Origin of the sequence: Paenibacillus sp. FSL H7-0350, from assembly GCF_038593195.1 — a bacterium.
Lineage (GTDB): Bacteria > Bacillota > Bacilli > Paenibacillales > Paenibacillaceae > Paenibacillus_AQ.
On record NZ_CP151972.1, the window covers coordinates 1,710,115 to 1,729,544 of the forward strand.

At 53.6% G+C, this 19,430-nt stretch carries 15 protein-coding genes; 2 read left to right on the top strand and 13 right to left on the bottom strand.

Annotated elements, in window-relative coordinates; genetic code table 11:
* Positions 1 to 2: 2 nt before the first annotated feature.
* The 5 genes from NYE24_RS08010 to NYE24_RS08030 all read right to left on the bottom strand — a co-directional run bounded on the left by NYE24_RS08010 (position 3) and on the right by NYE24_RS08030 (position 7,807).
* Positions 3 to 1,652 (bottom strand): response regulator, encoded by a 1,650-nt coding sequence (locus tag NYE24_RS08010; RefSeq protein WP_342478443.1) that lies wholly within the window; start codon positions 1,650 to 1,652, stop codon positions 3 to 5.
* Positions 1,653 to 2,250: 598 nt separating this feature from the next.
* Positions 2,251 to 2,715, bottom strand: coding sequence for a GNAT family N-acetyltransferase (locus tag NYE24_RS08015; RefSeq protein WP_036700727.1), 465 nt, complete (start codon positions 2,713 to 2,715; stop codon positions 2,251 to 2,253).
* A complete protein-coding gene (gene purT, locus NYE24_RS08020; RefSeq protein ID WP_076156731.1) occupies positions 2,705 to 3,895 on the bottom strand; it encodes a formate-dependent phosphoribosylglycinamide formyltransferase in 1,191 nt (396 codons plus the stop codon). The genes NYE24_RS08015 and purT overlap by 11 nt, the downstream gene beginning before the upstream one ends.
* 210 nt (positions 3,896 to 4,105) lie before the next feature.
* Positions 4,106 to 6,034, bottom strand: coding sequence for a dynamin family protein (locus tag NYE24_RS08025; protein WP_342478444.1), 1,929 nt, complete (start codon positions 6,032 to 6,034; stop codon positions 4,106 to 4,108).
* A 12-nt stretch (positions 6,035 to 6,046) separates the two neighbouring features.
* Positions 6,047 to 7,807: a dynamin family protein gene (locus tag NYE24_RS08030; RefSeq protein ID WP_342478445.1), complete on the bottom strand. Its 1,761-nt coding sequence runs from the start codon at positions 7,805 to 7,807 to the stop codon at positions 6,047 to 6,049.
* A gap of 243 nt (positions 7,808 to 8,050) precedes the next feature.
* Here NYE24_RS08030 and NYE24_RS08035 point away from each other — a divergent pair, with 243 nt between their 5' ends.
* Positions 8,051 to 8,392 carry a PadR family transcriptional regulator gene (locus NYE24_RS08035; RefSeq protein ID WP_036697987.1) on the top strand — a complete coding sequence of 114 codons (342 nt, stop codon included), beginning with the start codon at positions 8,051 to 8,053 and terminating at the stop codon, positions 8,390 to 8,392.
* Positions 8,389 to 8,949, top strand: coding sequence for a DUF2812 domain-containing protein (locus NYE24_RS08040; protein ID WP_076156726.1), 561 nt, complete (start codon positions 8,389 to 8,391; stop codon positions 8,947 to 8,949). The genes NYE24_RS08035 and NYE24_RS08040 overlap by 4 nt, the downstream gene beginning before the upstream one ends.
* A gap of 76 nt (positions 8,950 to 9,025) precedes the next feature.
* On the opposite strand, the gene NYE24_RS08045 is transcribed toward NYE24_RS08040, so the two are convergent.
* The 8 genes from NYE24_RS08045 to leuC all read right to left on the bottom strand — a co-directional run bounded on the left by NYE24_RS08045 (position 9,026) and on the right by leuC (position 19,269).
* Positions 9,026 to 9,292, bottom strand: coding sequence for a hypothetical protein (locus NYE24_RS08045; protein ID WP_036697991.1), 267 nt, complete (start codon positions 9,290 to 9,292; stop codon positions 9,026 to 9,028).
* 2 nt (positions 9,293 to 9,294) lie between these two features.
* Positions 9,295 to 10,002 (bottom strand): endonuclease III, encoded by a 708-nt coding sequence (gene nth / locus NYE24_RS08050; RefSeq protein WP_036697993.1) that lies wholly within the window; start codon positions 10,000 to 10,002, stop codon positions 9,295 to 9,297.
* A gap of 212 nt (positions 10,003 to 10,214) precedes the next feature.
* On the bottom strand, positions 10,215 to 13,031 hold the full coding sequence (locus tag NYE24_RS08055) for an S-layer homology domain-containing protein (protein ID WP_342478446.1): 2,817 nt from the start codon (positions 13,029 to 13,031) through the stop codon (positions 10,215 to 10,217).
* 22 nt (positions 13,032 to 13,053) lie between these two features.
* Complete coding sequence (locus tag NYE24_RS08060; RefSeq protein ID WP_342478447.1) at positions 13,054 to 13,704, bottom strand: GerMN domain-containing protein; 651 nt, start codon at positions 13,702 to 13,704, stop codon at positions 13,054 to 13,056.
* 105 nt (positions 13,705 to 13,809) lie between these two features.
* Complete coding sequence (locus tag NYE24_RS08065) at positions 13,810 to 15,249, bottom strand: N-acetylmuramoyl-L-alanine amidase family protein (RefSeq protein WP_342478448.1); 1,440 nt, start codon at positions 15,247 to 15,249, stop codon at positions 13,810 to 13,812.
* Between the two features lie 199 nt (positions 15,250 to 15,448).
* Positions 15,449 to 17,026 (bottom strand): N-acetylmuramoyl-L-alanine amidase, encoded by a 1,578-nt coding sequence (locus NYE24_RS08070; protein ID WP_342478449.1) that lies wholly within the window; start codon positions 17,024 to 17,026, stop codon positions 15,449 to 15,451.
* A 190-nt stretch (positions 17,027 to 17,216) separates the two neighbouring features.
* Complete coding sequence (gene leuD, locus NYE24_RS08075; RefSeq protein WP_076156715.1) at positions 17,217 to 17,819, bottom strand: 3-isopropylmalate dehydratase small subunit; 603 nt, start codon at positions 17,817 to 17,819, stop codon at positions 17,217 to 17,219.
* A 25-nt stretch (positions 17,820 to 17,844) separates the two neighbouring features.
* Complete coding sequence (gene leuC, locus NYE24_RS08080; protein WP_076156712.1) at positions 17,845 to 19,269, bottom strand: 3-isopropylmalate dehydratase large subunit; 1,425 nt, start codon at positions 19,267 to 19,269, stop codon at positions 17,845 to 17,847.
* Positions 19,270 to 19,430: the final 161 nt, after the last annotated feature.

Below are 19,430 nucleotides of genomic sequence, written 5' to 3' on the forward strand. Positions count from 1 at the left end.
GACTATTCTCCCCGCGCGCTGTTCTTATACTCTTTAGGGGATTGTCCGTATTTCTTGCGGAAGCAGAAGCTGAAATAATTCGGGTCGGCAAAGCCGATCCGCTCGGCGATCTCGAACGCCTTCAGCTCGGTGGAACGAAGCAGCTCCTTCGCGGCCTCCAGCCGGATTTGCAGCAGATAGCTGACGAAGGTCATCTTCATTTCTTTTTTGAAAATGCTGCTGAAATAGCCCGTGCTGATATGCAGATGCTGGCATACCCTGCCGATGGACATATCGGATTCTTCATAGTGGCTGCGGATATATTCCTTAGCCTGGTCTATGAGCTGCTTGTAGCTCGACTGGCGCCCCGATGCAATGGAATCCATCAGCCGGGTACATACGGTAATAATCCACTGCCGGGCTTCTTCCAGGTTGTTGAATTTGTTCATATCGCTTAGCGAGGTCAGGCCGGGTCCGATAAAATCATTCGTTCCGCTCCCGGATTCCTTCGCCACCCGCAGAATGGAGGTGATGATCTCCAGCAGGAAGATCTGATAATCCTGCGCCGACACCTGCTCCGTATCCAGTCCCCGAAACAGCTCGTCCACGACTTCGCGCAGCTCCTGGACGGTGCCCAGCTTGATCGTGCGGATCAGCGACTGCTGGGTCAGCTCATCATAGTCCAGCATCCGGCTGGACCGTGACTCCACATCCTCAATCCAGATGACCCGGTTGTTGCCGAGGATCAGCCGGTAATCAAGCGCTTGCAGCGCATCCCCGAAGGAATGGAACAGCATGGACGGTGCCTTGCAGACAGTGCCGGCCCCGGCAGTTACCGTCAGCTTCAGGAAGCGCTGCACATTCTGGCAGATCTCTTCGAGAATGGCAAAGGTTCTGGCGGTGATGTCGCTCTCCTCCGGGCTCTGGCTGACCGAGAGCAGCACAACATCATCCCGGTGGATGAATACCTTGCCGAAGTCATGCTTCTGGCAGATCTCCTCCGCGATGTTCAGCACAGCATAGAGCTGGAGATTACGGTCTCCGGTATCCCGCAGGGACACGGGCCGCCCTTCCTGAAGCCCGGGGGAACGGTCCGGACGGATATAATCGATGCTGATCACCGAGGACTGGAACAATTCACCGGTAAGGGGGATGCCGTACTCAGTGCTTTTCTCAGCGATCTCTGCAGAACGCAAACGGCGGGACACCAGGGTAGAGAGGAACTGCTCACGCAGAAGCGGCAGGCTCTTACGGTAATGCTCGCTCAGTACGAACACATTCTCCTTCTCGGCGATCTCGGTCTCGATCGTCGCGCGAACCTTAAGCAGAACATCAATCAGCTCCTGGGACGAGAAGGGCTTCAGGATATATTCATCAATCTGCAGCTTGATCGCCTTCTGGGCGTATTCGAATTCATCATAGCCGGTCAGAATGATAATCTTCGTATTCGGATGGCGGCTGCGTATCCATTCTGCGAGCTGCAACCCGTTCATAAAAGGCATCTGGATATCGGTAACGACCACATCCGGCAGCAGCCGGTCGATCGCATCCGCCGCCTCCCGCCCGTTCTCGGCCTGCTCAACAACCTCGAAGCCGTACTGCTCCCAGTCAATCTGGGCAATAATTCCTTCTCTTACATCTTCCTCGTCTTCGGCGAGTATTAATTTGTACATGCTTCATCCCTCTTCGGCATAGGATATGGAGGTTCACAGAACTATAATAGCTGATTCAAATGGTCCGATCTATGTTTATATAGAAGGAGCAATTTACTATATAGCGTGTCCTGATATAACGCAAGCGGAAATTATGTACATAGGTTAGAGCACTTAAGAAGTTAACAAAAAGCAAAAGAAGCGGAGGGGAAATTTGGAACTATAGGAGCGATAGCGGCCGGAGGGCCAAATGTTCACCGCAGCGACGACCAAGCTTTGAGTTGTACTCTTTTTAATCAACAAGTGGATTTCGCGCACTTAATTTGATCATATTAACCATTAAGGCTAATTTCAGTAGATAAATGACATTTATTTCTGCGGATTTGCTCATAACGCTGGGGTTACCGACGAATAGATGTACTTTTTCCAACTGCTGTTCTAGATAGGGGGATTTCGGGCGAAATAGATGCTCTTTTCCCACTAAATTCCTGGGGCGACCTCGGGGAAAAGGCGGAGCGGGGAGCATTCCAGACCAGCAGTGGCGGGGTTGTCACGCTATCTCCAAAAAAAAACCATCCCGATTACGCCGGGATGGGGATGTTCGGTTACACGTATAGGATTATAGCAGGGCTTTGTTGAAGCGGTAGCCAGTTGTCTTTTCAAAGCCGATATGGCGGTAAAACGCATGTGCAGGTGCACGTTCAACGCGGTTGCCGCTCCGCAGGAACAGCTGGCAGCAGCCCTGATGGCGTGCCCATTCTTCCGCTGCGCTCACGAGTCTTTTGCCAAGGCCTTGTCCTCTAAGCTCCTCTGATACGATCAGCGCGGTAATCTCCGTAATACAATCGGCATGCTTGTAGTAGGACTTCACCTGCCGTAAACCGATCATTCCCACAACTTCGTTATTGAGCTCTGCGACCAGTGTGCAGTGGAACGGATCATGCTCCATGCCTTCCATTCTCTCTTTCATCACGCTAAGCGTTGTCGGATAGCCGAATTCACGCAAAAGGGCTGTCACTCTCTCCAGATCATTCATGCCGCATTTGCGAATTTGCAGTACCTGCTCCTGAGTACTACTGTTCATCCTTGTATACCTCCACTTGTAGCTTAGACGCAGCCTGCTTGGCCGTCATCCGCGCGATTTCAACATCTTCCGCTGAACTGAGTGTTACTGCCATCCGCCGCCCTGGGCGGATCTCCGGCTTACCGAATATCCGGACCTGCGTGCGGGGAAGGGCCAATGCCTCTTCAATCCCGGTCACCGCAAAAGCTTGTCCGGTTCCATCCGTCTTCAGGGTGGCCGAAGCTCCCGGTGTCAACAAACGTACCGCTTCCAGCGGAAATCCAAGAATGGCTCTGACATGCAGAGCAAATTCCGACAAATCTTGCGTAATCATTGTAACCATACCTGTGTCATGCGGCCGGGGGGACACTTCACTGAACAGAACCCCATCCGCGGTGAGGAACAGCTCCACACCAAAAATTCCATAACCGCCAAGCTGATCGGTAACCGCCCGGGCGATAGCCTCAGCCTCTTCCAGCTGCGCCCCGCTCATCTGATGCGGCTGCCAGGACTCTACATAATCGCCATCCTGCTGAATGTGGCCGATCGGCGGACAGAATACGGTTCCGCTAACCGAACGGACGGTAAGCAGTGTAATCTCGCTCTCAAAGGTAACAAAAGCCTCCACGATGACGCGTGTCCCCTTCGCACGTGCGCCTTCAAGCGCCGTATTCCAGCAGCCTTCCGCATCGCCTGGTGTTCTGCACACGCTCTGGCCTTTGCCTGATGAGCTCATGATCGGCTTAATCACACAAGGCGTTCCCAGCTCTGACACGGCCTGACGAAGTTCATCCAGACTGTCAGCGAACCGGTAGGCCGCTGTAGGCAGGCCCAGCTCTTCTGCCGCCAGACGGCGGATGCCTTCGCGGTCCATGGTCAGCCGAGCAGCACGGGCGGTAGGAACAACGAGGAATCCTTCTTCCTCCAGCTCCACCAGCGCCCCTGTAGCAATGGCTTCAATCTCCGGTACAATCAAATCCGGCTTCTCAGTACGGATAAGCTGCTTGAGTGCCTCTGCATCCAGCATGTCCAGTACATAAGAGCGGTGGGCCACGCCCATCGCGGGTGCCGCTTCATAACGATCCACAGCTACGGTCTCTACGCCAAGGCGCTGAGCTTCGATAATGACTTCCTTACCCAGTTCACCGCTGCCGAGCAGCAGCAGCTTTTTACTCCGGGCTGATAAAGGAGCTCCCCACATTGTCGACTCCAACCTCTTTTCGCAAATTTGTCTGCTGACTTCTCTGTTTCTGTAAAATGTCGCAGTTTGATTGTAAATTTTCAGTCTTCTTTATTTTCATCCATCATCCACCAGATTGCAAGTGTTCTTCGACATTTTCCTACAAACTTCACAGATCGCTGTTCAACAGACAATTAAAAACGGTTTATCAAGTGAAAAACCTATAATTTTTTATATTTCAACGAAAGTCTGCTCCTGGAGCCGTAATTCTTGGGCGATCCGGCCCCAATGCTCCGCACCATCACCCCCTTTCAGCAGCGCTGACATGGCTGCCTCCTGTTCGGACAGGCCTTCACGCAGCTGGTCTGCGGCCTGGGATAAGGCCGCTGCCGCTGCATCGGTGTAGAATGTCAACAGAGAGTCCTCCTGTCCTTGCGCCGCCGCAGCCACCGCTTCTTTGAACCACGGCTCGGCAGCCGCGCGGATCTCTGCCCGGCCCGGTCCCTCGAAGAAGTGGCGCGGAGATTTGAAGCGGCTCCACAGTCCGGCCCAGTCCAGCGGAGCCAGAACGCAGTTCAGCTTCGCAGGTGCGGGCCAGCGCTCATCCGGATTCTCCAGCAGCTGAAGCTCCTGATCCGGGATGGACAGCTCGGCTGCAGCCGCTGTGGCCGCCTGGGTCACGAATCTGCGCCCTGCCGACTCCAGCCGCAGGGTCGTTGCCCACAGCTCCTGCTCCAGTTCACGCAGAAGACTGCGCTCCAGCTCCCGCCCGCAGGCGATGAAGATGTCCTTCAGGTTCCCTCCGTCTTCCCGGAGAATGGATGGATGGAAGGACTCCTGGAAGGAACGCCCGAACGAAAAAGCAATCCGCTGCCGGACATGATAGAGAAGCTCTGCACCTTCACGGCGCAGGTCCCGGAGCGGCCGGTCTTCCTGCGCAAGCGCAGCCAGCCGCAGATTCGCCGCTTCCCGGCGCTGCCGGAACTGCTTCATTCCTTCCGCCTGCTGGTCTGCTTCCATCAGCGCAAGGCGTTGCCATTCTTCGGCGCGCCCGCGCACCGAGCTTAGGCTGTCCTTGGCTGCTGCCAAAGACAGTCCCGGCAGTTCATCACCGGCGAACGCGGAGAGTGCGGCTTCAAAGCTGCCGAACCCGGAGGCCTCGTAAGCCTCCCCCGCTCCGCTTGTCTTGCCCTTCAGCGCAAGCAGGCTGGACACGCTGTAAATCCGCGGTGAGGTCAGGCCTCCGGCCCGCAGATTTTGCGCCACATGCTGCTTCACCTCTTCAAGCTCAGCCTCGTCCGCTGCGAGGTCTGCGGCGTTGATGATGAAGAACATTTTGTCGAGCGCGAAGCTGTCCTTGATTCTACCCAACTGGGCAAGCAGGCTGCGGTCAGCCTTGGAAAAGGCGTGGTTATAGTAGGTCACGAAGCAGATGGCATCGGCGTTCTTCATGTAGCCGAAGGTAACACCGGTGTGCCGGGCATGTAAGGAATCCGCACCCGGCGTATCCACTAATACAATGCCGCTCCGTGTCAGCGGACTGTCATAATACAGATCAGTACTCTGCACGAAGCAGGCGCGCTTCTCGTCTGCAACCAGGCTGCGGTATTCCGCCAGGCTGACGGTCCGCTCTGTCCCGAGCAGCGGACGGGATTCCTCCCATCCGGCGGCAGCTGCCCGCAGGAAGCCGGCATGCGGCAGCGCGGACGGATGAAGCCCGCCGGTCTGCAGCCGGGCTACGGCTGCGGTCCACGAGTGGTGCTGCGGCGGTGCCAGCTGCAGCACACTGAAGGAATGGAGGATGTCCTCCCAGACCTCCTCCGCCCGCTTCATGGTGATGGCCGCCGCCCCATGGGCGAAGCCGCCCTCCGGCGCCAGAATCCGCCCGACGGCAGCTGTTGCCGGATGCGGCGACACGGGCAGCACCTCTTCGCCCAGCAGGGCGTTGGCGAAGGAGGATTTGCCGGCGCTGAACGCTCCGAACAGCGCCATCGTGAAGCGGCCGCCGGCGAGATCCTCCGCCCGCGCCGCCAGGCTGCGCGCCGCCGAGGCCATAGCCGGCTCGCTCCGCAGCACCCCGGCCGCCGCGTGCAGCGCCGCTGCGGCCTGTGTCAGCCGGCGGCGCGCCCGCCCGCCGGCTGTGTCGTGCCCGCCGCCCAAGCCGGGGCGGCGCTAGCTTGCCGCCGCTGCCACGCGCGGCGGCGGTTCCAGGCTGGCGGCGCTAGGCGCGCCAGCCGCCAGGGGCGGCACCCCCGGCAGCGCGCCGGGGGTGAGGGTGCGGCGCGGCGGCAGCAGCGCCGCGAGGGCGTCCGCGCGAGCGGCAGCCGCGCGGTCCAGAGCGGCCAGCGCGGCGAGCGCATGCGCCTGCCGCTGCAGGGCCGCCCCGCGGCGCGTGAGCTCCGCGCGCCGCTCCTCCACCAGCGGCGGCAGCGCATCCAGCAGCGGCTCGCCGAAGGCAAGGACCGCGCGGCGGAACTGCGCCTTAATCTCTGCCGCAAGCGTGCGGCAGAAATTAAGCAGCGCCTCGCCCGAAGCCCCGGTTCCCGGCTTCACCTGATCCGCCAGCCACTGCTGGCTCACCGCCGGGAAGGCCTGCTTCAGCATAGGCTCCGCTTCCTCCTGCCATAGCTCCAGGCCTTCCGCCCATTCGCGCACGAGCTCGAGAGTGTGCCACTCCAGCTGGGCAGTGATCTCTCTCTGCTGAAGGCTATGCCAGTGCAGCAGCCGCGCTCCCTGCTCCTTCTCCCGCTTCGCAGCGGTGAAGAGCAGGCCGCGCCGGAAGCCAGGCTGGAGGCTCTCGATGTATGCGCCCGCTGCATCCCGCAGATCGGCCGGCATCAGATTCGTGTTGCCCAGCAGAGCGTCCAGCCTGCTGCGCAGATCGACCCACGACTGTTCAGGCAATTTCTCCAGCGACGCTTCCTCCTGCATCGTTGCCAGGAGCTCTGCTTCCACAGCTTCAGCCGCTGCACCGTCTGCCTCTTCGAGCAGCGCAGCCCGCTCCTCCTGCTGCTGCTCACGATAATCCGCAATTACAGCATCCGCCGTATGATGCATGGAACGGGACAAGCTATATTCAAGCAGTACCTGCCGCTGCTCCAGCAGACCGGAGATCAACGACAGCAGATCCTTCCACTGATTCAGCGGATGCCCCTCCACCTTAAGTGAAGTGAACAACAGCCCCGCAGAATGAACCCCCCATTCCCGGAAAGCGTTTTCCACTTGCCCCCGGTATTCCTCCAGCGGGATTTCCTGCTCCCTGTGCTTGTCGATCTGATTGATGATCAGGTAGAGCGGCTTTCCCCAGTCACTAAGGCTTTTGGCAAACGCCAGATTATTCTCCGACTGCACATGATTGTAATCCATCACATAGAACACGGCATCCGCCAGATGCAGCGCCGAGCGCGTCGCCGCCTGATGGCCCTCATCTGTCGAATCTACGCCGGGAGTGTCCATCAGCACACCGTGAGCCCCCAGCACCGGGACATCCTCCCACACCTCTATCGCTGAATATTCAGTCCCCTGGCGGCAGTAATCCTGAAGCCGGTCAGGCGTAGTCTTGATCACCCCAAGATTCCCTCCGGAACTTCCGTCCACCGGATGCAGCAGCACCTGCGGTGCTCCGCTGCGGATCGATACAATATTCGCACTGGTTGGAACCGGACCCGAAGGCAGCACAGGCTTACCACAGAGCTTGTTAATCATGCTTGACTTCCCTGCCGAGAAATGTCCGCAGAATGCCAGCGTCAGCTCATCTGCGTGCTCTTTAACCCTTAGATCTGCTACAATCTGCGCACTCTTCTGTTCTCCCCATTGCCTCATGCGCTCCTCCAGCAGCCTAAGCGCTGATGATCCCGCTGTAACCTGCTCCACTCTTTCCCGTTCTGCTCCCACGACATCCCCGCCTTTGCTGCGTTCTATAGCTTCTTTCATAATTATTACATTTGTATGATTTATTTCACTGCAAGAATAGAATAATTATATTTTATCATCAGATCGTCACAAATCAAATATCCACATTTACAAAATCACCTATAAACCTTCACGAAAAACTAGATTTCGCAGATGCCATATATCGCTTGACAGATAATACCATAATCATATACTATATCCATGACGGATATATCCATTATGGATATATCATTCGATCTCAATATTTTTGATAGGAGGAATGGTATGCCTAAGAATACCCCCTTGAAAACTGAGCAAATGTCCGATTCTGCTTACTACATCCTGCTCGCTTTACTCTTACCTAAGCATGGCTATGCAATTATGAAATACATCGAAGAGCTTACCGAAGGCGAGATCACCATGGGTCCTGCGACATTATATACACTCATCAAGAAGCTGCAGAAATCCGGTTACATCCTTTTACACGAAGACGACGATGAACGGCGCAAGACCTATCAGCTTACTCAAGCGGGAACGGCTATGGTAGAAGCTGAGATTGAACGACGGTTAAGAATGTCAAAACACGGGAGATTGGCACAGCTAAATGCGAAGGAGGAGCTACAATGAGGGGAAACAATAAGCAGACACGCTATATTATGTCTTGGGGCTTGGCTTTTGCCGAGCAAGAGGAAATGGATAAATTAAGCAGATTGTCGGAACAGGGCTGGATACTGGAGCGTTTTTCCCGCTTAGGGTCTGGTTACATTGTCCGTAGAGGAACAGCCCGAAGACGGATTTATTGTCTGGATATCCAGCATGTACTTCAGCAGGAGGTGCAGGAATACCATGAGCTTTTTGCCGACAGCGGCTGGGCGTATGTATGTTCTGCCGGAAATATGCATATATTTGCTGCGGAACCCGGCACAGTTCCCATTCATACTGACCGTTCTACTCTCTATGAGAAATACCGCACAATTACTCATACCAGTAAAATTATAGCTGGCACAGTCACCCTGCTGATGTTAATTACCTTTCTAATGAGATACCTGTCCATTCACGTATGGAATCTTGAGCTGCTTCATCATCTGACGAGTGTGTCTATGTTGCTGTGCGCCATGCTCTTTCTCCCTTCTATTATGGTCTATATCGCGTATACTCTGAGGCTTAGACATTACTTAGAATAGTCAGCCGCACTAGAGCTTCGTGAAACGCAAAGAGAGCCGGCCCAAAGGGCCGGCTCTCTACCTAACTCTAACCAAATTAAGCTGTTTCCAGCACTGGAAGCAGGATTTCAAAGACTTTGCCGTGCTGCAGGATGGTCAAACCACGGGATTTGTCTTTCATTACTACAACCTCTGGCTTCGCGGACATACGCTCCAGGTAGAACTCAGGCACATCGCCGGAATGGCTGATTGTGATACCTTCCACTTCCTGTTCTTCGTTCTCTTCCATCGGGCTGTCCACTACGCGGTCAAAAATATCGGAAAATGCTTCAAAATTATCGGTGTATACAGAAATGCACTTCATCTCTATCCCATCCTCTTCTTCTCTAATTCTTGGTTAGCTTTCGTATGATCCTTAGCTTTCCTGATTACAGCAGTTTTCATACGTTTCTTGCCCTCCCGGCATACATCCAGCAGCGGGCAGATCTGGCACCCGGGATTCTGAGCCTTACAGTGATATCGCCCGAAAAAGATCAGCCGGTGGTGCGTCAGCGTCCATTCGTCACGCGGCACCGCCTTCATCAGCTTCTTCTCCACTTCCAGCACGGAATCTTTCCAGCCCGCAAGTGCGAGCCGTTTGGCTACCCGTTCCACATGAGTATCCACGGCAATCGCTGGCACTCCGAACGCATTCGATACGACCACATTCGCAGTCTTGCGTCCGACACCAGGCAGAGTTACCAGCAAATCATGGGCCTGAGGCACCTCACCCCCGTACTGCTCAATCAGGATTGCGCAGAGGTTCTGAATATGCTTGGCCTTGTTGCGGAATAGACCAATCCGCCGGATATCCAGCTCCAGCTCTTCCAGCGGTACTGAGATATAGTCGATCGGAGCCTTGTACTTCTGAAACAGGTCCTCGGTCACCTTGTTCACTGTTGCATCCGTACATTGGGCTGAAAGCAGCACCGCTATGGTAAGCTCAAAAGCATTGCTGTGATTCAGCTCGCAATGTGCATCAGGGAACATGCCACCGATAGTGTCCAGGATGTGGCGGACCTCTGCAGCTTTCATAGCGTCCCCTCCACGGAGCAGGTATGACTGCAAGTCCTCTTGCAGCATATCTACTCAAGTCTGAAGAAATATAAGCAAAGATACATTATATCGTATACTTTCGTAGCGTTCAAGCGAACACCGTACTGCCCTTATATTTCAAAAAAAACGCCTTGATCCAGGGAAAATTCAAGGATCAAGACGGTGTTTCACACGGAAAATCACCAAAACGATTATTGTTTCACAATCTCTACAACCTTGTCGTTATTGAAATACATTATAATATTATCATTTTCTTTGAGAGATTGCACGGGTAAAGTCGTGTCACCTTGATGAATATATGCATTCAGGGCAAGTCCAAACTTATTATTCTCATTCAGCGTGGCACGTTTAGTGTATATTTCATTCGTCGCGCTCTCATAACGGGCGAACGTCCGGTTCAACTGACTGAACACGGAGATGATCACTACACCAGTCGCATCCTTACGCACCAATACCCGGTCTGCTGTGGTAAGACCGCTCAGAGCGTTCGTTGCAACACCATCCCGGAGGATTCTTACTCCGCTGCCCGCAGTATAAGGCTGGGAGGCTCCCGTATAATCCTTCACAGTGAATGTACCTGCTGCGGCATCCACTGCCGTTACCTGTCCGGCAACCTGTTTAACCGTCTGCAGGGACAGCGGTGTGGAACCGTCGAAGCTGAGATTCACGAAATCTCCGGCCTTCAGCTCAGTCAGTGCGATCTTCTGGCCTGCTTCGTTGGTAAGCGGCACATTCACCAGGTTTAACTCGCTGCTGTTGCTGCCACCCTCCAGCTTCACGGTCATCTTGTTAGTGCCCGCATTGATGGTAGCAATCTCGAACTGGGACGACCCATTCACACGCAGCACAGAGATGAGCTCCTGGTTGCTGGCAAGCACTGCCGTAACCGGCACATTGAGCGGAACATCGGTGATGACGGCGCCGCTTTTGCCAAACATTTCAATGGCCTGCGGATAAGACATCGTCAGCAATTGTCCGTTGCCCAGCTTGAACACAATCGTTTTGGTTGAAGTATTGATAGCCGTCAGGGTGCCGGAATATTTGGTTGTGAGTTCAACAGACATTGCACGCTCATTAATAGAGGTCACATCAATCTTGCGGTTCTCAACCAATCTGGGCCCCATGGTGGACAGTGAAGAGGTAAGCATTCCGCCGTACGACATCTTAGTTTTCTCATCCATTTTGACCACATGAGCCTTGCCGTTATTGTCCGTGAAGGTCAGATACTGGGTCTTGGTGTTATAATCCACAACGCTAGCAGCCACATATTGTTCAATCTGGCGACTGAGCACCTCAATCTTGGTCACCTGATCATTGCCGTTCAGCGTTAGCTGCACATTGTCTCCGGATGTTTTGTCAGCGATCAGGTCTGCGATTACCGGACTTACGGCGTTAGGAATCACAATAGCCGGTGTGGCAGCCAGCAGATTGACCTCACGGGTGCCATTGCTCTTCTGGTAGACAATCGTTGAATCTGTCAGCTCATAAATGAAGCCCTTCACTACGCGTTCAACACCAGAGGTTACTTCCACCGAACGGATCGTATTGTCCTTGATGGTATAAGAGACAGCAGCACCGGCATTCAGCTCTGCGGGCTGAATGATAGAGTTCGGGGAGCTGAACAGCGTAGTCCCATCTTCCCATTTGAAGGTTTCTACTGTGCCGTCGGCATTCTTAAATGTGATGCTCTTGGCTGCAGTGTCAACGCTTTGAACCGTGCCTTTAGCCGTCTTGTTCACAATACCGGAGGTGACCTGCACCTTCACAACCTTGCGGGAACCGGTGAAGGTTTCACGCAGCAGCGTAAGCTTGCTGCCGGCGGTGATGGAAGCGGGCTGAATAACCGCTCCGTTCACATCCAGGAAAGCCGTGTCTGAATCGTAGGGATACTGATCGTATCCGTTCGCGGAATCGACCCAGATGATACCCGGTGTATGCTTGGTGAACACACCTTCAGCCTGCTCAACCTGGACTGCCGGATCTGTGAGTTCTACATAAGCTGCGCTATAGGTAGCTCCAATTACAGTCACCTTCGTATAGGGCTGGATCTCGTTCAATGAGATGCGATTCTCGGAGGTACTGGTGTAGTAGGCGGTATTGGCATTCAGAGTGAATTCCAGCGTACTGCCGTTAGTGTACAATCCCAGCTTGCTGTCCTTGAGTGAACTGACCGTTCCTTTGAACGTATTGTCGTATTCCAGGCTATTATGCGCTTCAGCACGGCTAAAGAAGGTAGCCAGCTGCGCACGGGTCACAGCGCCTTGCGGATCGAAGCGGTTGCCGGTTAACCCATTCGCCAGTCCCAGCTCCACCGCTGTATTAATGTAGCCGCGTTTGTTCGCGGACACTTTGGCATCATCGGCAAAGCCTGTCGGCCGGCTTGCAGCCGCTGACGCCGATGCACTCTGGCCAAGCGCGCGGATCAGCAGCTCCGCAACCCATTCACGGCTGGCCTTCCGCTCGCCCCACGAGCTTTTGAGGTTATCTGCAGCCATCTCCGTGGTCTTATCCAGCAGTCCGTGCTGGAAGGCCAGGATTACATATGGCTTATAATAGTTCGTAACCACAAAATCATTAGGCAGCGCAACTTCGGTACTGGTGTTCACATTTCCCTGCAGCTTCATGAAGCGCAGCGCCATCAGCACTGCTTCCTGCTGGGTCACAGAATCGCCAGGACGGAACAGGCCGTTATTGCCAACCACAATGCCCTGAGTTGCCAGCTTGTAGATATGCTTTTCGGCCCAGAAGCCCGTCTTGACATCACTGAAGATCCCTGAACCAGTTGCAGCCGTCTGCGGAGTTACAGCAGCAACGGCTGCTCCGGTTGAAGAATTATCGGCAAAGGCAGCCCCTGCCCCGCCAAGCACCATCGCACCGGCCAGAACGGCAGATACCGCTTTTACAGAATAAGATTGAACCGTACGCTTTAATTGTTTTGGACCGGACAATTCGATATTCCCCTCTCTATGGCTCATCTGGATTTCTATGTTGGTAATTTCGTCAGCCATCCGGCTTATTCCTGCCTAATGCCTACAATCCGTTGTTCTCGCGGGTAATTGGATGCACAAGATCCACATGCCCCATCAGGCTCTCTACCTGTTCTCCATCTACCAGCACATCGATATTCTTCACTTCATCGAACTGGAAGAACATCTGTGACAACGCGCCAATCGCCAGAGACTCGCCGCCTGCACCAAGCTGTGCCTCATCCGGCTTATGAATATCCATCACAATCTGTCCATTGGAGAATTCCAGTGATTTCAGTTCAATCTTGCTCCATAGAGGAATTTGGTCAGCCTTATCGCTCTTCTGGAGTGTTTTGAAGGCTTCCGTATATTTCTCCTTAGCATCCTTGAAGCTGATAGAGACTTCAGCCGGAATTAAGTCGTTCTGTTGCAGGTCAGTATAATACGTCTTGATCTTAAGGCTCTGCTTCTCAGGCACTGCCGGTGCCTCCGTAGCCGCTGGAGTCACAGTTGCTGTAGGCTCAGGCGTACTTGTAGCTGCCGGTGTGGCAGTGGGAGTGTCATTCCCGGCATTGTTTCCTTCAGCACCGCTGGATACCGAGGTTGAATCCTGACCGGACGCATCGGCCGGTGCAGCAGTAGGTTTATCGCCGCAGCCCGAAATTACGAGAAGCAGCATTGCAGCGATCCCTGCATATGTCAATTTCTTGTTCATTTGATTAACCCCCTCAGATGAATATGGGCAGGAGGGACCGCAAAGTCCTTTTGACCGCATTATAGGGTCTGCATCCGACTCTGCGGCCCCTGCTGCCGCCCGTTGTTATTGAATCCCGAGATACTCTTTAATTCCGCTGACCATTGATGCGGCCACATTGTTCTGCAGTGCTTCAGTGAACAGCAGAGCCTCGTCTTTCTGATTGCTGAGATAGCCAACCTCCAGCAGTACCGCAGGCATCTTTGTCTCGCGTATCACATGGAAGTTGCCGTAACGAACTCCCCTGTTGCTAAGCCCGGTAGCCTGCACAAGATACTTGTGCATCACATTGGCCAGAGCCTTGCTCGCGTCCCGCTGATAGTAGGTCTCCGTTCCGCTGGAAGCCGCTGATCCGCTGCTGTTGGCATGGACGGATATGAACAAATCTGCACCGAGGTTATTGGCAATTGCCGCCCTTTCCTTCAGTTCAAGGAAGGTATCGTCGCTGCGCGTCAGCACCACGTCAATTTTGTTCTCCTGCTTTAGCAGCGCAGCCGCCTTCAGAATTACGGCCAGGTTGAAATTCTTCTCGTATTTGCCGGTAATGCCTACAGCCCCTGAATCCTTCGCGCCATGTCCGGCATCAAGTACAACCAGCTTGCGCCCGCTGTTGCCCGGCTGCGTTGAAGTATCGCCTGGAGCCTGTGCGTTCAAATCAATGACAATGAGCTTTGAGGAATCTCCCGATACCTCTACGCTATAATTTTTGGGAGTTTTAAGATCAATTACAAATCGGACAGTATAAGGATTAGTGCTATACAGCGAATAGCGGATACCGGAGACATCCGGATAATCCGTAACTGTCAGGTTCCCGTTCAGGTCAGGGTCAAGTATTTGTCCTGTTCCGAATATATCCGAGAACGTGGCATTCGGCAGATCAATGATGATGCGGTCCGGTCCGCTGATCTTGGAGATCTTCGGCTCGGCATATCCGTCTATGGCAATCGTGAACCGGTTCTCATTGAAGCTGATCCCATTGATCATGCTCAGGCTGCTTGAGGGTTCTCCCGGCGGCACTACAACCGTCCCTCCGTCCCCATTACTTAGTCCCGGGTCAATGTTAGGCTCGGGAATGGGCGGGGTAATAAGATCTACAACCTTCTTCGTGTTATCCCATTTGACCGTAAGACCGAATTGCTCTCCAATGAACCGTATCGGTACGAGTGTCGTACCGTTCCGCAGGAGAGGGGCTGTTGACATAATTACCGTCTTACCGTCGACGGATGCCGCAGTCTGATCTACGATCAGCTGAATGGTCTTTCCTTGCTGTTCAATCTTGATGGTCTTGCTTGTCTGATTCCAATCCACCTTGTATCCAAGGTTCTCAGCGATCATTCTTAGCGGCACCATGATGGAGTTATTTACATTTTCCACCGGAACGTCTTGTCCTGCATTCAGTTCCTGGCCATCCAGGAAGATCTTGTTCTGGCCAGCAGCGGCTTGTCCATGCCCTGGCAGTACCACAACAAAGAGCAGCAGCAACAGCATAAAAGCAAATTTCTTCATTCTTCACCTCTAAGACTCTAGTATTCCGCCCCCAATCGGGCGTTCTTGATGGCATGCCAACTGACAACCTTCGACATAGTGTAGACGTTCGTAGAACTTAAAAGTTGCGAATAAATCCCAACTAACGCGGAAATGTCTGTGTATTCCCTATAGCTAAAAGGTATGTAGTGCGGTTACAGACAACCACGCTCATGCAATGTTACAAACCAAGATATTCCTTAATTCCTGCTACAATCTCCCGCGCGAGGTTATCCTGCATCTGTTCGCTGTACAGGGCTGCTTCATCTCCCGGATTGGTCAGATACCCCGCCTCCAGCAGAATTGCAGGCATCCGGGTCTCCCGGGTAACATGCAGGCTCTTTGAGCGCACTCCATTGTCTTTGAGGCCGGTTCCCGTGACCAGATGCTTTTGCATAATCTCGGCAAGCGGCAGGCTCTCACTGCGGCTATAGTACGTCTCACTGCCATTCACTTTGCTCCTGTTTGGATAGGATACATCTAATGAATTGGCATGAAGAGATACGAACAGCGTGGCATTCGCTGCTTGGGCAATGTTCACACGATCCTGGAGACCCAGAGTGATATCCGAAGTACGGGTGTAGATGACATCGGCCCAGCCTTCCTGTGTCAGAATAGCTCCGGCTTTCAGGATAACTGCGAGATTAAAGGTTTTTTCCAGCTTGCCGGTAAGACTGACCGCACCCGATTGCTTGCCCCCATGTCCGGCATCCAGCGCAATAATCGGTCTTCCGGAAAACACAGGATTCACGGGTGTTCCGGTCCCGCTACCCGTTGCATTGAGATCTATTGTGACTAATCCCGTACTCTCATCCGTACTTACCTGATAATTCTGGTAACCTGTAGTCTGGATTACGAACCTGACCGTCGAGGGACTGGTGCTGAACAACGCATAGCGTATTTCAGACACAAGCGGGTAGCCGCTCACATCCAGCTTACCCTGCGGACTTCCTCCTGTAGAGACGCCCGGGAAGCTCCCGCTGAAATCAGGGGCAAATGCCGCTCCGGCAAAATCCACCACAATCCGGTCGGGTCCGGTAACTCTTGTAACCGTAGCTTTGGCCCCTCCAGCAGCGGCTACAATCAGCCGGTTCTCGCTGAATACCGCCCCCTTCACTACAGGTGATGTAGCAGCAGGAGTCGGAGTAGCCATAATACTTCCGTTCACTTCCTCCGCAGTCTCTGTGCCCGTCTGAGGCGGAGTGGTCGGTACCGGAGACTGAACAGCCACTGGATCCGCTCCGGTTGACACGGATGGAGCTGCGGTAGCTGACGGCAGCGGATCTGAAGTGACTGGCGCAGCCTCCGTTGCCCCTCCGCTCAAGTACACTGTCTTATCTGTATTGTCCCAGCCGACGCTAAGACCGAATTGCTCGCTGACAAAGCGGACAGGCACCAGTACCGTCCCGCCGTTCTGCTTGGGTGCAGCATTAAGTGTCAGGTTAGCACCATCAGCTTGAGCGGTGGTGCTGCCGACTGCAAGCTGTACAGACTTGCCGTCCTGCTGGAGAGTTACCTTGCGGCTGCTTTGTTCCCACAGCACTTTGAAGCCCAGATTCTCCACCACTACACGGACCGGAATCATAACGCTTCCATTCACATTCTCGAGGATTACCCCCTTAGGCAATGCAAGCTCCTTGCTGTCCATCACGATCTTACCGGGGTTTGTTCCGGCTGCCGCAGCTTTGTGGCCGGCGAATGACAGGAGGAGCAGTGGCAGCAGCAGTAGAAGCAACACCCGTTGTCCGACTTTCTTCATCCTTTCCTCTCCTTTGGTCCATTGATAGATTTGCAGATAAGATTAAGACGACACTAACCCCCAAAAGTTGCCTTCGCAGGCAATAATATCTCGATTATAGCAAAAAAACTTCTATTTCCGACACCCGGAAATAGAAGTTTTGTGTAAATATAAGAATAAATATGCTTCACCCGTTAACTTATCTTATCTCTTAGGCAAAAAGCTTAGCTGCATGTCGCTCTTCATAAGCGGCAATCTCATCGGCATGCTGAAGTGTCAAGCCGATATCATCCAGCCCCTGCAGCAAGAACTGCCGGCGGTGCTCATCCAGTTCAAAGGTGATAGCAAGACCATACTCATCACTCAGCTTATTGTTCTCCAGATCCACAGTAAGCGTGTAGCTTTCATGCTCGGCCGTGCGGCTGAACAGATCGTCTACCTGGGTCTCCGAGAGCTTGATCGGCAAAATGCCGTTCTTGAAGCAGTTATTATAGAAGATGTCGGCATAGGATGGTGCTATGACCACTCTGAACCCGTAATCCATGATGGCCCAAGGAGCATGCTCCCGGGAGGAGCCGCAGCCGAAATTCGCGCGGGAGATCAGTACAGAAGCTCCCTCATAACGCGGTTTGTTCATCTCAAATGCCGGATTGTCATTTCCCGCTTCATCAAAACGCCATTCGTAGAAGAGAAATTGGCCAAAGCCTGTGCGCTCGATCCGTTTCAGAAACTGCTTGGGAATAATCGCATCCGTATCTACATTAACCCGGTCTACCGGGGCTACAATTCCTGTTAACTTCTTGAATTCTTCCATTTGCTGTATCCTCCTGCTCTCTCAATTATGAGTTGACGGCTTCCGTCTTGTAGTTCCAGTCACGCACATCCGTGAAGCGTCCTTTGATGGCTGCCGCAGCCGCCATGGCAGGAGAGACCAGATGTGTGCGTCCGCCGCGTCCCTGGCGTCCTTCGAAGTTACGGTTGGAGGTAGAGGCGCAGCGCTGTCCCGGCTGCAGAACATCCGGATTCATCGCCAGGCACATACTGCATCCAGCTTCACGCCATTCAAATCCTGCTTCGGTGAATACTTTGTCCAGACCTTCCTTCTCGGCCTGCATCTTCACGCGCCCGGAGCCTGGCACCACGATCGCTGTAACCTTGTCAGATACCTTATGGCCTTTGGCTACTTCAGCCGCGGCCCGCAGATCCTCAATCCGGCCGTTAGTGCAGGAGCCGATGAAGACATAATCAATTCCAATCTCGGAGATCGGCGTACCCGGAGCCAGATCCATATATTCAAGCGCCTTCTCGGCGGCTTTGCGTTCATTCTCGGTAGTGAAATCAGCAGGATTCGGCACGGTGGAGTTGATATCCGTTCCCATACCAGGGCTGGTGCCCCAGGTAACCTGCGGGATAAGTGTTTCTACATCGAATTCCACCACAGTATCATACTGGGCACCTTCGTCACTAACAAGGCCCTTCCAGGTCTCAACGGCGGCATCATACGCTTCACCCTGCGGCACATATTGGCGTCCGCGCAGATAACTGAAGGTGGTCTCATCCGGTGCAATCAGGCCCGCTCTGGCTCCGCCTTCGATCGACATGTTGCAGACGGTCATACGCTCTTCCATCGACAGCTCACGGATCGCTTCGCCGGTATATTCGATAACATAGCCAGTCGCAAAGTCCGTTCCGTATTTGGCAATTACGCCGAGAATCATATCCTTGGCGGTCACTCCCGGATTACGGCTGCCGGTGAAGCGAACCTCCATGGTCTTTGCCTTGGACTGCTGCAGACACTGGGTGGCCAGCACATGCTCAACTTCGCTGGTGCCGATCCCGAAGGCCAGTGCACCGAAGGCTCCGTGTGTGGAGGTATGGCTGTCTCCGCAGACAATCGTCTTGCCGGGATGGGTCAGGCCAATCTCAGGACCCATGACGTGAACGACACCTTGGTCAATATCATTCAGGTCAAACAATCTTACGCCGAAATCACGGCAGTTCTGCGAAAGCGTATCAATCTGCTGCTTGGAGATCGGATCAGTAATATTGAAACGGTCCTTGGTAGGCACGTTATGATCCATTGTGGCAAAGGTAAGTCCCGGACGGCGGACCGGACGGCCGCTCAGGCGAAGTCCTTCAAACGCCTGCGGGGAAGTCACTTCATGAACCAGATGAAGATCGATATAAATAATGCTCGGCTTGCCTTCTTCCTGATGAATAACGTGATTGTCCCAAATCTTCTCAAACATTGTCTTATTGCCCATGAATTTCACCTCATATAGTAGAATCGTTCCTATGAAGAGAGCGTGGAGTCTCTCTTGAATGTTCTAAATATAACATCGGTGCGTTTATAATTCCAAGATATGATTTCTATAGGGTTTATAGGTTATACTTATAAACAGATGATCCACTCATTAAAGGAGCT

Bases quoted from the DNA above. Each gene is read 5' to 3' on its own strand.
- leuD (WP_076156715.1), bottom strand. From the start codon at position 17,819: ATGGAAGAATTCAAGAAGTTAACAGGAATTGTAGCCCCGGTAGACCGG.
- leuC (WP_076156712.1), bottom strand. From the start codon at position 19,269: ATGGGCAATAAGACAATGTTTGAGAAGATTTGGGACAATCACGTTATT.
- nth (WP_036697993.1), bottom strand. From the start codon at position 10,002: ATGAAAGCTGCAGAGGTCCGCCACATCCTGGACACTATCGGTGGCATG.
- NYE24_RS08010 (WP_342478443.1), bottom strand. From the start codon at position 1,652: ATGTACAAATTAATACTCGCCGAAGACGAGGAAGATGTAAGAGAAGGA.
- NYE24_RS08040 (WP_076156726.1), top strand. From the start codon at position 8,389: ATGAGGGGAAACAATAAGCAGACACGCTATATTATGTCTTGGGGCTTG.
- NYE24_RS08060 (WP_342478447.1), bottom strand. From the start codon at position 13,704: ATGAACAAGAAATTGACATATGCAGGGATCGCTGCAATGCTGCTTCTC.
- NYE24_RS08045 (WP_036697991.1), bottom strand. From the start codon at position 9,292: ATGAAGTGCATTTCTGTATACACCGATAATTTTGAAGCATTTTCCGAT.
- purT (WP_076156731.1), bottom strand. From the start codon at position 3,895: ATGTGGGGAGCTCCTTTATCAGCCCGGAGTAAAAAGCTGCTGCTGCTC.
- NYE24_RS08035 (WP_036697987.1), top strand. From the start codon at position 8,051: ATGCCTAAGAATACCCCCTTGAAAACTGAGCAAATGTCCGATTCTGCT.
- NYE24_RS08070 (WP_342478449.1), bottom strand. From the start codon at position 17,026: ATGAAGAAAGTCGGACAACGGGTGTTGCTTCTACTGCTGCTGCCACTG.
- NYE24_RS08030 (WP_342478445.1), bottom strand. From the start codon at position 7,807: ATGAAAGAAGCTATAGAACGCAGCAAAGGCGGGGATGTCGTGGGAGCA.
- NYE24_RS08055 (WP_342478446.1), bottom strand. From the start codon at position 13,031: ATGGCTGACGAAATTACCAACATAGAAATCCAGATGAGCCATAGAGAG.
- NYE24_RS08065 (WP_342478448.1), bottom strand. From the start codon at position 15,249: ATGAAGAAATTTGCTTTTATGCTGTTGCTGCTGCTCTTTGTTGTGGTA.
- NYE24_RS08015 (WP_036700727.1), bottom strand. From the start codon at position 2,715: ATGAACAGTAGTACTCAGGAGCAGGTACTGCAAATTCGCAAATGCGGC.